The following is a 14,204-nucleotide window of genomic DNA, read 5'->3' as shown; positions in this document are numbered from 1 at the left end:
TTCACGGAAGTCGAGGGCCGTCACACCCATCGGGTGTGGCGGCCCTCGCCCCGTTCTCAGGCTCGTACGGCAGGATGTGCCGCATGCCCAGTGCAGAGACGACGAGCACGAATCCGCAGCAGCCGGAGCCTGAGCAGGTACGGCCGACCAAAGAGGACGAGGTCGCGGCCGCCGGTGCCGAGTTGATCGGCGGGCCGATCGGGCGACGGGCCCTGCTCGGGGCCTCCTGGTGGACGCCGGTGCGGGTGATCGTGCTCGTCATGCTCGGCATGTTCGCGCTCGGCATGGTCCAGAAGTTCCCCTGCTACGACGGCGCCTGGTTCTACGGCGCCAGCTCCCAGTACACCCACGCCTGCTACTCGGACATCCCGCACCTCTACCAGGGGCGCGGCTTCGCCGACGGCCTCGTGCCGTACTTCGACAAGCTCTCCGGCGACATGGACTACCTCGAGTACCCGGTGCTCACCGGCGTGTTCATGGAGGTCGCCGCGTGGCTGACGCCCGGCAGCGGCTCCATCCAGCACCAGGAGCAGGTGTACTGGATGGTCAACGCCGGGATACTGATGATCTGCGCCGCGGTGATCGCCGTGTGCGTCACCCGCACCCACCGCAGGCGCCCCTGGGACGGCCTGTTCGTCGCCCTGGCGCCGGCCTTCGCGCTGACCGCCACCATCAACTGGGACCTCTTCGCGGTGGCGCTCACGGCGGCCGCGATGCTGATGTGGTCGAGGGGCAGGACCTTCGCGTTCGGCGTGCTGCTCGGGCTCGCGACGGCCGCCAAGCTGTATCCGGTGCTGCTGCTCGGGCCGCTCTTCGTACTGTGCTGGCGGGCAGGCAGGTGGCGGGAGTTCGGCAGGGCGACCCTTGGCGCCGCCGTCTCGTGGCTGGCCGTGAACCTGCCGGTGATGATGCTCGCGCCCGAGGGCTGGTCGAAGTTCTACACGTTCAGCCAGGAGCGCGGAGTCGACTTCGGATCCTTCTGGCTGATCATCTCGCAGCACCGGGACACGCCGCTCGACACCAATGTCGTCAACACCCTGGCCACGACGCTGATGATCCTCGCCTGCCTGGGCGTCGCGGCGCTGACGCTCACCGCACCGCGTCGGCCGCGCTTCTCACAGCTCGCGTTCCTGGTGGTCGCGGCCTTCATCCTCACCAACAAGGTCTACTCGCCGCAGTACGTCCTGTGGCTGATCCCGCTCGCCGCGCTCGCGCGCCCCAAGTGGCGGGACTTCCTGATCTGGCAGGCGTGCGAGGTCGCGTACTTCCTGGGGATCTGGCTGTACCTCGCGTACACGACGAGCGGGGACAAGCATCAGGGGCTGCCCGAGGACGGATACCAACTGGTCGTCGCGGCACACCTGCTGGGCACGCTCTACCTCTGCGCGGTCATCGTGCGGGACATCTGGCTGCCCGATCGGGACGTGGTGCGCCGCTCCGGTGAGGACGACCCCACGGGCGGCGTGCTGGACGGCGCCAAGGACGTCTTCGTACTGGGGCAGGCCGCTCGTCCGCGGCGGCACCGGCACGCCGCCCAGGTCACGGAGGGGCCGCCGGCGGTCGACTGGGGCCGGGCGCCGGAGAGTTCGCTTTGAGCGACCCCGCTCGCTGAGGACGACGAAAAGCGGGTCGGGCCCCATGAGGGGCCCGACCCGCTTTTCGTATGTCCTGCGGAGCGACGTGCTCAGCGATCCACGATCCGGTCGAACTGCGTGGTGGTGTGCCGCAGATGGGCCACCAGCTCCTCGCCGACCTGCGGCTCGGGGGCGTCGGACGGCACGAAGAGGATCGACACCTGCATGTGCGGCGGCTCGGCGAACCAGCGCTGCTTGCCCGCCCAGACGAACGGCGCGAGATTCCTGTTCACCGTCGCCAGACCGGCCCGTGCGACGCCCTTGGCGCGCGGCATGACGCCGTGCACGGCCTTCGGGGCCTCCAGGCCCACACCGTGCGACGTACCGCCCGCCACGACCACCAGCCAGCCGTCGGAAGGGGCCTTCTGCTGGCGGTAGCCGAACCGGTCCCCCTTCGCCACGCGCGTGACGTCCAGGACGGCGCCGCGGTACTCGGTCGCCTCGTGGTCGCCCAGCCACAGCCGCGTACCGATGCGCGCGCGGAAGCGGGTCTGCGGGAACTGCTGCTGAAGGCGCGCCAGTTCGTCGGCCTTCAGGTGGCTGACGAACATGGTGTGCAGCGGAAGGCGGGCCGCGCGCAGCCGGTCCATCCAGCCGATGACCTCCTCGACGGCGTCCGTGCCGTCGGTGCGGTCGAGCGGCAGGTGGATCGCGAAGCCCTCGAGACGTACGTCCTGTATGGCGTGTGCGAGCTGCGGCAGGTCCTGCTCGGTGACGCCGTGCCGCTTCATCGAGGACATGACCTCGATGACCACGCGGGCGCCGACGAGGCCGTGCACGCCGTCCACGGAGGAGACGGAGCGGATGACGCGGTCGGGCAGCGGAACGGGCTCCTCGCCGCGCCGGAACGGCGTCAGGACCAGCAGGTCACCGCTGAACCAGTCCTTGATACGGGCGGCCTCGTACGTGGTCCCGACGGCGAGGACGTCGGTGCCGAAGCGGGTCGCCTCCTCCGCGAGCCGCTCATGGCCGAAGCCATAGCCATTGCCCTTGCAGACGGGGACGAGACCCGGGAACTGCTCGAGCACCTGCTTGTGGTGTGCCCGCCAGCGCGCGGTGTCGACGTAGAGCGTGAGCGCCATGGCCGGTCCCGGAACCTTTCCGTGGGGAGTACGTAGCTACGTGAATTGTGCCGGGTGCTCAGCGCCGCGACATGTAGATGTCGAGCGCCTTGTGCAGCAGCTTGTTGAGCGGGAAGTCCCACTCGCCCAGGTATTCGGCGGCCTGGCCGCCGGTGCCGACCTTGAACTGGATCAGGCCGAAGAGGTGATCGGTCTCGTCCAGCGAGTCGGAGATGCCGCGCAGGTCGTAGACCGTGGCGCCGAGCGCGTAGGCGTCGCGCAGCATCCGCCACTGCATGGCGTTGGACGGGCGCACCTCGCGGCCGATGTTGTCGGAGGCGCCGTAGGAGTACCAGACGTGCCCGCCGACGACGAGCATCGTGGCCGCCGCGAGGTTCACGCCGTTGTGCCGCGCGAAGTAGAGCCGCATCCGGTTGGGGTCCTCGGTGTTGAGGGCCGTCCACATGCGCTGGAAGTACGACAGCGGGCGCGGCCGGAAGTGGTCGCGCACGGCCGTGATCTCGTACAGGCGCTGCCACTCGGCGAGGTCCTGGTAGCCGCCCTGGACGACCTCGACACCGGCCTTCTCGGCCTTCTTGATGTTGCGCCGCCACAGCTGGTTGAACTGCTTGTGCACCTCTTCGAGGGAGCGGTTCGCGAGCGGCACCTGGAAGACGTAGCGCGGCTGTACGTCGCCGAAGCCCGCGCCGCCGTCCTCGCCCTGCTGCCAGCCCATGCGGCGGAGCTTGTCGGCGACCTCGAAGGCGCGCGGCTCGATGTGATCGGCCTCGATGTCACGCAGGCGCTTCACGTCCGCGTCCTGGATGCCCTTCTTGATGGAGGGCGCGTCCCAGCGGCGGATGATGACCGGCGGGCCCATCTTCACGGAGAAGGCGCCCTGCTGCTTCAGATGCGCGAGCATCGGGCGCAGCCACTCTTCGAGGTTCGGGGCGTACCAATTGATGACCGGGCCCTCGGGCAGGTACGCGAGGTAGCGCTTGATCTTGGGCAGCTGGCGGTACAGCACCAGGCCCGCACCGACCATCTCGCCGGTGCGCTCGTCGAACCAGCCCAGGTGCTCGGAGCGCCACTCCGCCTTCACGTCTGCCCATGCGGGGACCTGCATGTGGCTGGCCGACGGCAGGCTCTGGATGTACGCCAGATGCTGCTCTCGGCTGATGGTCCTCAGGGTCAGGCTCATTCGGGGCGCTCCTCGGGCTGGTGTGTCCCCATGGGTACAGGGGCTCCGGCTCTCGCGCCGAAGCCTACTGCGCCCTGTGAGCGCCCCGACCGGCCGTATGGGAGGTCGGTGGTGAAGGTGGCCCCTCGGGGGCCTTCGAGGCGGCCCGCCTCAGCCGATGACCCCGCCGAAGAGGCCTCCGTGGGCCATGCCGATGAAGAAGCCGATGGCCGACGCACCCAGGCCCAGGATCAGGCCGAATCGTTCCCGGGTCGTCTCGGAGACGAACTGGCCGTAGGCCCCGGTCAGGATGCCGGCGAGCCCCGCCCAGGAGCTGAGGAGATGGAGGCCGGGCCAGAGCGAGGTGATGATCGCGATCGCTCCGAGCACCACGGTCACCCCGAGCAGGGTGTCCGGCAGCGGGTGGGGCTTGCCGTCCGTGGCGAAAAGGGAAGAGGAAGCGGTGCTGTTCGGTCGCATTACTTGTGCCATGGGGCACCTCCTGCGGAAGCGGCGCACGGTAGCGCCGTACACACCCGATGTGTACAGATTGCGGTCTTCGACTGCCGGATTTCAACCGGAAGCAGAGGTGCGGGTAGTCTGTACGGTCTGCACCGGTGTCTGTTCACGCCCCCGACCAGGGGCTCACTCCACTGACCAGCGCGGATCCGCTCGGCGGGACCCGATTGTCAGTGGTGGCCGATACCGTTGCTCACGCATAACAACCCTCCTGCCACGGAACGACCGTGGCCGCTGAGTCCAAAGGAGGTGGGTTCCACATGCGTCACTACGAGGTGATGGTCATCCTCGACCCCGATCTGGAGGAGCGCGCTGTCGCCCCCCTGATCGAGAACTTCATGTCTGTTGTCCGTGAGGGCAACGGCAAGGTGGAGAAGGTCGACACCTGGGGCCGTCGTCGGCTCTCGTACGAGATCAAGAAGAAGCCCGAGGGCATCTACTCGGTCATCGACCTGCAGGCCGAGCCTGCGGTCGTCAAGGAGCTCGACCGCCAGATGAACCTGAACGAGTCGGTCCTCCGGACCAAGGTCCTCCGTCCCGAGACCCACTGAACCTCCTAGTTCAGCGGCACTCGGGATTCGAGTAGCAGCAAGCAGCCAGCAGCAAACCCGCCGAGAGGTTCCCCCATGGCAGGCGAGACCGTTATCACCGTCGTCGGAAACCTGACCGACGACCCCGAGCTGCGCTTCACCCCGTCCGGCGCGGCCGTCGCGAACTTCACGATCGCGTCGACGCCCCGGACGTTCGACCGTCAGACCAATGAGTGGAAGGACGGCGATGCGCTGTTCCTCCGCGCGTCGATCTGGCGTCAGGCCGCGGAGAACGTCGCCGAGTCGCTGACGCGCGGTATGCGCGTCGTCGCTCAGGGACGTCTGCGGCAGCGTTCGTACGAGACCCAGCAGGGCGAGAAGCGGACGGTCGTGGAGCTCGAGGTCGACGAAATCGGCCCCTCGCTGCGCTACGCCACCGCCAAGGTCACCAAGACCCCCGGTGGCGGTCGTGGCGGCCAGGGTGGCGGCGGCTTCGGCGGCGGCCAGGGTGGCGGCGGCGGTGGCGGCTGGGGCGGCGGCCCCGGCGGCCAGCAGGGCGGTCAGGGAGGTGGCCAGGGCGGAGCCCCGGCCAACGACCCCTGGGCGACCGGTGCGCCGGCCGGTGGCGGCCAGCAGGGCGGCGGCGGTGGCGGCTGGGGCGGAAGCTCCGGCGGCTCCGGCGGCGGCTACTCGGACGAGCCCCCCTTCTAGGGATCACTCCCTGTCGGGGCTGGGCTCGCACCCCACACTTCTTGATCACACAGGAGAAACACCATGGCGAAGCCGCCTGTGCGCAAGCCTAAGAAGAAGGTCTGCGCTTTCTGCAAGGACAAGGTCACGTACGTGGACTACAAGGACACGAACATGCTGCGGAAGTTCATTTCCGACCGCGGCAAGATCCGTGCCCGCCGCGTGACCGGCAACTGCACGCAGCACCAGCGTGACGTCGCCACGGCCGTGAAGAACAGCCGTGAGATGGCGCTGCTGCCCTACACGTCCACCGCGCGATAAGGAAAGGGTGACCGAAACATGAAGATCATCCTGACCCACGAGGTCACTGGCCTCGGCACCGCCGGCGAGGTCGTCGACGTCAAGGACGGGTACGCCCGTAACTACCTGATCCCGCGGAAGTTCGCGATCCGCTGGACCAAGGGTGGCGAGCAGGACGTGGCGCAGATCCGCCGCGCCCGCAAGATCCACGAGATCGCCACCATCGAGCAGGCCAACGAGATCAAGGCCAAGCTCGAGGGCACCGCGGTCCGTCTGGCCGTCCGCTCCGGCGACGCCGGTCGTCTCTTCGGTTCCGTCACCCCGGCCGACATCGCTTCGGCGATCGAGGCTGCCGGTGGTCCGAAGGTCGACAAGCGTCGTGTCGAGCTGGGCTCGCCGATCAAGTCGCTCGGTGGCCACGAGGCCTCCGTGCGTCTGCACCCTGAGGTTGCCGCCAAGGTCAACATCGAGGTCGTCTCTGCCTGAGCTCTGCTCTGAGCAGTGCTGAAGCACATGTGGGGCCGCACCCTTCGGGGTGCGGCCCCACACGCTTGCCGACTGCGTTTCACGTGAAACGGTCGTCTTTCGCGGGTGCGCCGTTTCACGTGAAACGGCGCATTACAAGTCAGCGCGTCGCGCCCGTCACGGCCCAGCGTCCCGAGCGGTAGCGGATCCAGAGCGTGATCATGCGGACCGTCATCATCAGTGCCATCGCGCCCCAGACCGCGGTGAGGCCGCCGCCAAAGACGGGGACCAGCAGCGCCACAGGCGTGAACACGGCGAGCGTGACCAGCATGGCCCAGGCCAGATACGGCCCGTCGCCCGCGCCCATGAGGACACCGTCCAGGACGTAGACGATCCCGCAAATGGGCTGGGACAGGGCCACGACGATGAGGGCGGGCAGGGCGGCGTCCTGTACGAGCTGATCGCTCGTGAACAGTGGGACGAACAGCGGCCTGGTGGCGACGATCAGTACGCCAAGGACGACTCCTGCGGCGATCCCCCACTCCACCATCCGACGGCACACGGCTCGTGCGCCCGGAGCGTCGTCCGCGCCGAGGTAGCGGCCGATGATCGCCTGGCCCGCGATGGCGATGGCGTCGAGGGCGAAAGCGGTCAGGCTCCACAGGGACAGGATGATCTGGTGCGCGGCCACATCGGCATCGCCGAGCCGTGCCGCGACGGCCGTCGCGATCATCAGGATCGCCCGGAGCGAGATCGTACGGACGAGAAGCGGCGCGCCCGCCTGGGCGCAGGCCCTGATACCGGCCGCGTCCGGACGCAGGGAAGCGCCATGGCGGCGGGCGCCTCGGACCACGACGACGAGATAGACGACCGCCATGCCGACCTGGGCGATGACGGTGCCCCAGGCCGAACCTGCGATGCCCAGGCCTGCGCCGTAGACGAGCGCGGCGTTCAGCCCGGCGTTGGCGATGAAGCCGGCGACCGCCACGTAGAGCGGGGTCTTGGTGTTCTGTAGTCCGCGCAGCACGCCGGTGGCGGCGAGGACGATGAGCATCGGGGGAATGCCGAGCGAGGAAATGCGCAGGTACGTGATCGCGTAGGGCGTCGCGGTGTCGGAGGCGCCGAAGAGTTCGACCAGCGACGGAGCCGTGGGGAGCGTGACCGCGACGACGACGGCGCCGAGGAAAAGGGCGAGCCAGATGCCGTCCATGCCCTGCTGGATGGCGGACTTCAGATCGCCGGAGCCGACGCGGCGGGCCACCGCCGCGGTGGTCGCATAGGCGAGGAAGACGAAGATGCTGACCGCGGTCTGGAGCAGGGCCGAGGCGACGGCAAGTCCGGCGAGCTGAGAGGTGCCGAGATGGCCGACGATGGCGCTGTCGACCATGAGGAAAAGCGGCTCAGCGACGAGTGCGCCGAAGGCGGGAACGGCGAGGGCGACGATCTCTCGGTCGTGCCGGCGTCGGGCGGCCTTGGGTGTCGCGGGAGCCTGTGTCATGGGCACCAATCTAATCTTCCACAGGTAAGAGATGCAATGCGAGAGTGACCCTTACTTGTGGAGGTCTTCCGCGTGTCGCGCGGCGGGGTTGGCGGAGATCTTGGGCCGACTGGGAAAGTTTTTCTTCTGCACAGCCGGTGGATGGGAAAACCGCAGGTCAGGTCATGTGTATGGAATAGCCTGAGGGCTTGTTCACAGCCCTGTCCACCGTGTCGTGCACAGGTTTTGCCAGGTTCTCCACAGCGAGGGGCCCGTCATCCACACCGCCTGTGGATAACCAGATTGGCTGACGGTGCCCACGGGCCTACCGTGGTGCGGCGCCCACCGTGTCCCGCGAGCTCGGAAACCTCACAAAACCGACGCGTCAGAAGCGGAGTTGGGCCTCTTATTTGTCAGTGTCGTGCCGTAGGAATGAGGGGTACGGCGAGGTCCGCTCGGCGGACGGGAGGAGGCGGCCCGGTGAGTATCTCCGAGCCTTTGGACGACCCCTGGGCCGACGACGGTCCCAGTGATCGCCTGCCCCCTTCCCGGCCGTTCCGGGGCGGTGGCCGAGGCCAGGGCGACCAGCACGAGCGCGGCAGCGAGGGCGGCGGCTGGGACGAGGGACCCGCCACGTTCGAGCGCGTTCCGCCGCAGGATCTTGATGCCGAGCAGTCCGTGCTCGGCGGCATGCTCCTGTCGAAGGACGCGATCGCGGACGTCGTCGAGGTCATCAAGGGCGCCGACTTCTACAAGCCGGCCCACGAAACGATCTTTCAGGCGATCCTCGACGTCTACGCCAAGGGCGAGCCCGCCGACCCGATCACCATCGCCGCGGAGCTGACCAAGCGCGGCGAGATCAACAAGGTGGGTGGCGCATCGTATCTGCACACCCTCGTGCAGACGGTCCCGACGGCGGCGAACGCGGAGTACTACGCGGAGATCGTCCACGAGCGCGCCGTACTGCGCCGTCTGGTCGAGGCCGGCACGCGGATCACGCAGATGGGATACGCGGGCGACGACGACGTCGACGAGATCGTCAACAGGGCGCAGGCCGAGGTCTACGCGGTCACCGAGCAGCGCACCAGCGAGGACTACCTCCCGCTCGGCGACATCATGGAGGGCGCGCTCGACGAGATCGAGGCGATCGGTTCGCGCAGCGGCGAGATGACCGGTGTGCCGACCGGCTTCACCGACTTCGACTCGCTCACCAACGGTCTGCACCCGGGCCAGATGATCGTCATCGCGGCCCGCCCCGCCATGGGTAAGTCGACGCTGGCGCTGGACTTCGCGCGTGCCGCGTCGATCAAGAACAACCTGCCCAGCGTCATCTTCTCCCTCGAAATGGGGCGCAACGAGATCGCGATGCGTCTGCTGTCGGCCGAGGCACGCGTGGCCCTGCACCACATGCGCTCCGGCACGATGACGGACGAGGACTGGACGCGGCTCGCGCGCCGGATGCCCGAGGTCTCGGCCGCGCCGCTGTACATCGACGACTCCCCGAACCTGTCGATGATGGAGATCCGCGCGAAGTGCCGTCGGCTCAAGCAGCGCAACGACATCAAGCTCGTGATCATCGACTACCTGCAGCTGATGCAGGCCGGTGGCTCCAAGCGCTCCGAGAGCCGTCAGCAGGAGGTCTCGGACATGTCCCGAAACCTGAAGCTGCTGGCCAAGGAGCTGGAGCTGCCGGTGATCGCGCTCTCCCAGCTGAACCGTGGCCCCGAGCAGCGCACGGACAAGAAGCCGCAGGTCTCCGACCTGCGTGAGTCCGGCTCCATCGAGCAGGACGCCGACATGGTCATCCTCCTGCACCGCGAGGACGCGTACGAGAAGGAGTCGCCGCGCGCGGGCGAGGCGGACATCATCGTCGGCAAGCACCGTAACGGTCCGACGGCCACGATCACCGTCGCCTTCCAGGGCCACTACTCGCGCTTCGTGGACATGGCCCAGACCTGATCAGAGGCGACCGGCGGGCGAGGATCAGCCTCCGGTGAAAACCGCTCGACGCCGGTGGGCGGCCGGGGTGGACTGGGCTCATGACGACATCCCCGGAAGAGTTGTTGCCCACCACGCGCCGCGCGCTCCTGCACCGCGTAGCCGTTGCCCAGAGCGAGGGGCGGGCGCCTTCATTGGTGGCCGCCGTCGCGCGGGACGGTGAGCTGGTGTGGACCGGGTCGCGTACCTCGGTGGACGGCCATGGGCCGGACGAGCACGTGCAGTACCGGATCGGTTCGATCACCAAGACGTTCACGGCCGTGCTGGTGATGCGGTTGCGTGACGAAGGGCTGCTGGATCTGGCGGACCCGCTGGAGAAGCACCTGTCGGGCACCGGTGTCGGCACGGTCACCATCGCCGAACTGCTCGCCCACACCGGCGGGTTGGCGGCCGAGACGCCGGGGGAATGGTGGGAGCGGAGCCCCGCGAGCCTGCGCCCGACTCTCGCGGACGTCCTCGGCGAACAGCCCTTCCGGCACCCCGTCGGGCGCCGCCACCACTACTCCAACCCCGGCTATACGCTCCTGGGCGCACTGGTCGAGGCGGTGCGAGGAGTGTCCTGGGAGAAGGCGCTGCGCGACGAGATCCTCGAACCCCTGGGGCTGACCCGCACCAGCGTCCAGCCACAGCAACCGCACGCCGGGGGCTGGGCCGTGCACCCGTACGCGGACGTGCTGCTTCCAGAGCCGAGTGAGGATCTGGGCCTGATGGCCCCCGCGGGTCAACTGTGGTCCACGGCAAGGGACTTGGCCGTCTTCGCGTCCTTCCTTGCGGTCGGGGACGACCGGGTGCTGAGTGCGGAATCGGTCCGGGAGATGCGGACCCCCGCCGCGCCGACGGTGCCGGGCGACTGGGAGGCCTCGTACGGGTTCGGCGTGCAGGTGGTGAGGGGCGGCGGCCTCACCCTGGCCGGACACACTGGCTCGCTGCCGGGGTTCGTGGCAGGTCTGTGGCTGTGCGAGGAGGAGGGGCTCGTGGCGGTCGCCCTCGCGAACTGCACCTCCGGGGTTCCTGTGGCGACGCTTGCCGCCGAGCTGCTGGCGACCGTCGCGGAGGCCGAACCGAGGTTGCCCGAACCGTGGCGGCCGCTCCCCGAGGTGGATGCGTCCGAACTGGAGCTGGTGGGGCCCTGGTACTGGGGGACTCAGGCCGTGGTGCTGCGCCTGGCGGCAGACGGTGGAGTGGAGCTGGGGCCGGCGGCCGAGGGCGGACGACGTTCCCGGTTCCGGTCGAACGGCGACGGCACCTGGACCGGGCTCGACGACTACTACGCGGGAGAACTGCTCCGGGCCGTCCGGCGGGACGACGGGACGGTGAGCCACCTCGACCTCGGGTCCTTCGTCTTCACGCGGGAGCCGTACCCGGCGGACGGGCCGGTGCCCGGCGGGGTGGACCCGGAGGGGTGGCGGGGCATTCCGCGGTGATGCGCAGCGAGGTCGGTCGGCTGTTTCACGTGAAACAGCCGACCGATGGGCCCTTCGCTCACAGCTGTAGCTTGAAGCCCAGATGCGAGCCCACGAAGCCGAGGCGCTCATAGAAGCGGTGGGCGTCGGTGCGTGTGGCATCGGAGGTCAGCTGCACCAACTGGCAGCCCTGGCGCCGGGATTCCTCGACGGCCCACTCGATGAGCTGCGTACCGAGGCCGCTGCCGCGCTCGTCCGTGTGGATGCGGACGCCTTCGATGATCGAGCGGGTGGAGCCCTTCCGGGAGAGCCCGGGGATGATGCTGAGTTGCAGCGTGCCGACGACGCTGGCCCCGCGCACGGCGACGACAAGGTGCTGATGGGCGTCGGCCGTCAGTCGTGCGTGCGCGGCGAGATACGGCGCGAGGTCCTCCGGTGACTCCCGCTGGGCGCCCAGCGGGTCGTCCGCCAGCATGGCGACGATCTGCGGAATGTCCTCGGCCGCGGCCGGCCTGATCTCAAGATCTCCCATGGACCGCAGCCTATGCGGGGCCTCCCGCCGACGGTGTGCCGCCCGGTCAGGCGACGGTGTGGAGCCCTTCGACCGCCTTGACCAGGGGGGCGAGCTCAGGGTTCTCGGCCGCGGCGTCGAGGGCCTCCCGCAATGCCGCGGAGTTCGTGGGCCGCGCCTCTTCGAGGAGCTCGAAGCCGGCGTCGGAGACGTTCGTGTAGATGCCCCGTCGGTCGGTCGGGCACAGGTAGCGCAGCAGCAGGCCGCGCTCCTCGAGCCGGGTGACCAGCCGCGTGGTCGCGCTCTGGCTCAGGACGACGGCATCGGCCACCTGCTTCATTTGCAGGTGCCCGCCCTCTCCGTCGTGCTGGCGGCTGAGGACGTCGAGGAGCGAGTACTCGCGCACGCTCAGCCCGTGTCGGGCCTGTAGCGCGCGCTCGATGTGGGACTCGATCCTGCCGTGCAGCAGGGAGAGTGCGCACCAGCCCTGGGAGAGGGCGGTCAGTGCGGGATCTGTGGCGGTCATGGCTACGTGGTTCCTCCGTCTCGGAGCGGCTCGCTTCCAGGGTAGTCGATGCGTGGGGGTTGCCCGCGTTTGCAATTAACCAGCGTCTGCAATTATTGTGAGGTCTCGTAAAGCGCACCCGCAACAGTCTGGAAGGGACCCCTTCAATGCCTCTCGCGCTTCTCGCCCTCGCGATCGGGGCCTTCGGGATCGGGACCACGGAATTCGTGATCATGGGGTTGCTCCCAGAGGTCGCGGGTGACTTCGGCGTCTCCATCCCGACGGCCGGATATCTGGTCACGGGCTACGCACTCGGCGTCATGTTCGGCGCCCCGCTGATGACCGCCCTGGGACAGCGCATCCCGCGCAAGCGGATGCTGATGCTGCTCCTCGGCTTCTTCATCGTCGGCAACCTGCTCTCCGCCGTCGCGCCCGTCTTCGCCGTCATGCTGATCGGCCGCGTGGTCGCCTCGCTCGCCCACGGCGCGTTCTTCGGCATCGGCTCGGTCGTCGCGGCCGAACTCGTGGCACCGCAGAAGAAGGCCGGAGCGATCGCCATGATGTTCACGGGCCTGACCGTCGCCAACGTCGTCGGTGTCCCGCTCGGCACGTTCATCGGCCAGACCGCCGGCTGGCGCGTCACCTTCACGGTCGTCGCCGCGCTCGGCGTCATCGGCCTCGTCGGTATCGCCAAGCTCGTACCCGACCTGCCCAAGCCGGAAGGCGTGCGGCTCCGTCACGAACTGGCCGCCTTCAAGAACGTGCAGGTCGTGCTCGCCATGGCGATGACCGTGCTCGGCTTCGGCGGCGTCTTCGCGGCCATCACCTACATCGCGCCGATGATGACGCATGTCGCCGGCTTCGCGGACGGCTCCGTCACCTGGCTCATGGTCCTCTTCGGCCTCGGCATGGTGGCAGGCAACCTCACGGGAGGAAAGTTCGCCGACCGTGCCCTGATGCCCATGCTGTACGTGTCGCTGGGGGCGCTCGCCCTCGTACTCGCCCTGTTCACGGTCACCGCGCACAACCAGGTGCTGTCCGCGATCTCCATCGTGCTGATCGGTGCGTTCGGCTTCGCGACCGTGCCGCCGCTGCAAAAGCGCGTCCTCGACCAGGCGTCCGGTGCCCCGACGCTCGCCTCGGCCGTCAACATCGGCGCCTTCAACCTCGGCAACGCCCTCTCCGCCTGGCTCGGCGGCATGGTGATCGCCGCGGGCCTCGGCTACACCTCCCCGAACTGGGTCGGCGCCGTGCTCGCCGCGGCCGCTCTCGTCCTGGCCGTGCTGTCCGCGGCCCTGGAGCGCCGCTCGCCCGCTCCTAGCCGGATCGTCGCGGCCGCCGAGCAGCCGCGCACCGAGCCGGCCCACCACTGACCCGAACCCCCGGACGGCGGGGACGACGACGCCCCCGCCCCACAGCAGCACCCCGCAAGGAGCACCACCTCATGAGCACCACCGCCATCGCCCCGCTCAGCACGCAGGACGCCGAGACCCTGGTCTCCGCCGCTCGCCTCGCAGCAGAGGCGGCCGGAGTCACCGTCAGCGTCACCGTCCTCGACGCGGGCGGGCACCTCCTGGCCTTCCGCCGCGACGACCGCGCCGTCCTCATCTCCGGTGAGACCAGCACGCGCAAGGCGTACACCGCGCTCCAGCTGAACGCCCCCACCGCCGACCTCGTCGACCTGGTCAAGCCCGAGGGGCCCTTCCACACCCTGCCCACCGCGCTGGACCGCCCGCTGCTGTTCATCGCAGGCGGCCTGCCGGTCCACCGCGACGGCCGACTCATCGGCGCCATCGGCGTCGGCGGCGGCGCCCCCGAGCAGGACCACGGCTTCGCCACCGCGGCTGTGGAGGCCCTCGCGTAACAGCGCGAGTACGCGCCCCGTCCGCCCCAAGTCGCCGCAGAACAGCGGCACTTGGGGCGTAGGTGTG

Annotated in this window: 15 protein-coding genes; 9 read left to right on the top strand and 6 right to left on the bottom strand. The window is 69.0% G+C overall.

Features of this window, described 5'->3' with window-relative positions; all coding sequences use genetic code 11:
- Positions 1 to 83: 83 nt before the first annotated feature.
- Positions 84 to 1,595 (top strand): glycosyltransferase family 87 protein, encoded by a 1,512-nt coding sequence (locus ACNYS0_RS20675; protein ID WP_422475654.1) that lies wholly within the window; start codon positions 84 to 86, stop codon positions 1,593 to 1,595.
- Positions 1,596 to 1,684: 89 nt separating this feature from the next.
- On the opposite strand, the gene ACNYS0_RS20670 is transcribed toward ACNYS0_RS20675, so the two are convergent.
- From ACNYS0_RS20670 to ACNYS0_RS20660, 3 genes are all read right to left on the bottom strand, one after another.
- Complete coding sequence (locus ACNYS0_RS20670) at positions 1,685 to 2,716, bottom strand: alanine racemase (protein ID WP_385759010.1); 1,032 nt, start codon at positions 2,714 to 2,716, stop codon at positions 1,685 to 1,687.
- A 58-nt stretch (positions 2,717 to 2,774) separates the two neighbouring features.
- The gene (femX, locus tag ACNYS0_RS20665) at positions 2,775 to 3,896 is read right to left on the bottom strand and encodes a peptidoglycan bridge formation glycyltransferase FemX (RefSeq protein ID WP_422408373.1); all 1,122 of its coding nucleotides are present in this window, start codon (positions 3,894 to 3,896) and stop codon (positions 2,775 to 2,777) included.
- Positions 3,897 to 4,046: 150 nt separating this feature from the next.
- Positions 4,047 to 4,367, bottom strand: a complete 321-nt coding sequence (locus ACNYS0_RS20660) for a hypothetical protein (protein WP_422475652.1) — start codon at positions 4,365 to 4,367, stop codon at positions 4,047 to 4,049.
- Between the two features lie 287 nt (positions 4,368 to 4,654).
- Between ACNYS0_RS20660 and rpsF the strand changes: the two genes are divergently transcribed.
- The 4 genes from rpsF (at position 4,655) to rplI (ending at position 6,400) form a co-directional block, all read left to right on the top strand.
- Positions 4,655 to 4,945, top strand: coding sequence for a 30S ribosomal protein S6 (rpsF, locus tag ACNYS0_RS20655; protein WP_164559357.1), 291 nt, complete (start codon positions 4,655 to 4,657; stop codon positions 4,943 to 4,945).
- 75 nt (positions 4,946 to 5,020) lie between these two features.
- On the top strand, positions 5,021 to 5,635 hold the full coding sequence (locus tag ACNYS0_RS20650; RefSeq protein ID WP_422475650.1) for a single-stranded DNA-binding protein: 615 nt from the start codon (positions 5,021 to 5,023) through the stop codon (positions 5,633 to 5,635).
- A 63-nt stretch (positions 5,636 to 5,698) separates the two neighbouring features.
- Positions 5,699 to 5,935 carry a 30S ribosomal protein S18 gene (gene rpsR / locus ACNYS0_RS20645; protein ID WP_003949403.1) on the top strand — a complete coding sequence of 79 codons (237 nt, stop codon included), beginning with the start codon at positions 5,699 to 5,701 and terminating at the stop codon, positions 5,933 to 5,935.
- An 18-nt stretch (positions 5,936 to 5,953) separates the two neighbouring features.
- Positions 5,954 to 6,400, top strand: a complete 447-nt coding sequence (gene rplI, locus ACNYS0_RS20640) for a 50S ribosomal protein L9 (protein ID WP_399228850.1) — start codon at positions 5,954 to 5,956, stop codon at positions 6,398 to 6,400.
- A 139-nt stretch (positions 6,401 to 6,539) separates the two neighbouring features.
- Here the strand turns inward: rplI and ACNYS0_RS20635 are convergent, their stop codons facing one another.
- A complete protein-coding gene (locus ACNYS0_RS20635) occupies positions 6,540 to 7,877 on the bottom strand; it encodes an MATE family efflux transporter (protein ID WP_422475649.1) in 1,338 nt (445 codons plus the stop codon).
- Between the two features lie 459 nt (positions 7,878 to 8,336).
- On the opposite strand from ACNYS0_RS20635, the gene dnaB reads away from it, so the two are divergent.
- Together dnaB and ACNYS0_RS20625 are read left to right on the top strand one after the other, a co-directional pair.
- Positions 8,337 to 9,815, top strand: a complete 1,479-nt coding sequence (gene dnaB / locus ACNYS0_RS20630) for a replicative DNA helicase (protein ID WP_422475648.1) — start codon at positions 8,337 to 8,339, stop codon at positions 9,813 to 9,815.
- An 80-nt stretch (positions 9,816 to 9,895) separates the two neighbouring features.
- Complete coding sequence (locus ACNYS0_RS20625; RefSeq protein WP_422475646.1) at positions 9,896 to 11,278, top strand: serine hydrolase domain-containing protein; 1,383 nt, start codon at positions 9,896 to 9,898, stop codon at positions 11,276 to 11,278.
- Between the two features lie 58 nt (positions 11,279 to 11,336).
- Here the strand turns inward: ACNYS0_RS20625 and ACNYS0_RS20620 are convergent, their stop codons facing one another.
- A complete protein-coding gene (locus ACNYS0_RS20620) occupies positions 11,337 to 11,789 on the bottom strand; it encodes a GNAT family N-acetyltransferase (protein ID WP_422475644.1) in 453 nt (150 codons plus the stop codon).
- 46 nt (positions 11,790 to 11,835) lie between these two features.
- The gene (locus tag ACNYS0_RS20615) at positions 11,836 to 12,294 is read right to left on the bottom strand and encodes a MarR family winged helix-turn-helix transcriptional regulator (protein WP_422408384.1); all 459 of its coding nucleotides are present in this window, start codon (positions 12,292 to 12,294) and stop codon (positions 11,836 to 11,838) included.
- Positions 12,295 to 12,440: 146 nt separating this feature from the next.
- Here ACNYS0_RS20615 and ACNYS0_RS20610 point away from each other — a divergent pair, with 146 nt between their 5' ends.
- Both ACNYS0_RS20610 and ACNYS0_RS20605 read left to right on the top strand, forming a co-directional pair.
- A complete protein-coding gene (locus ACNYS0_RS20610) occupies positions 12,441 to 13,646 on the top strand; it encodes an MFS transporter (protein ID WP_422475642.1) in 1,206 nt (401 codons plus the stop codon).
- Between the two features lie 71 nt (positions 13,647 to 13,717).
- Entirely contained in the window at positions 13,718 to 14,137 is a 420-nt protein-coding gene (locus tag ACNYS0_RS20605; protein ID WP_422475641.1) for a GlcG/HbpS family heme-binding protein, read from the top strand.
- Positions 14,138 to 14,204 lie beyond the last annotated feature (67 nt).

Origin of the sequence: Streptomyces anthophorae (genome assembly GCF_049310305.1) — a bacterium.
Taxonomy (GTDB): Bacteria; Actinomycetota; Actinomycetes; order Streptomycetales; family Streptomycetaceae; genus Streptomyces.
This window is presented reverse-complemented; position numbering and strand designations above follow the sequence as displayed.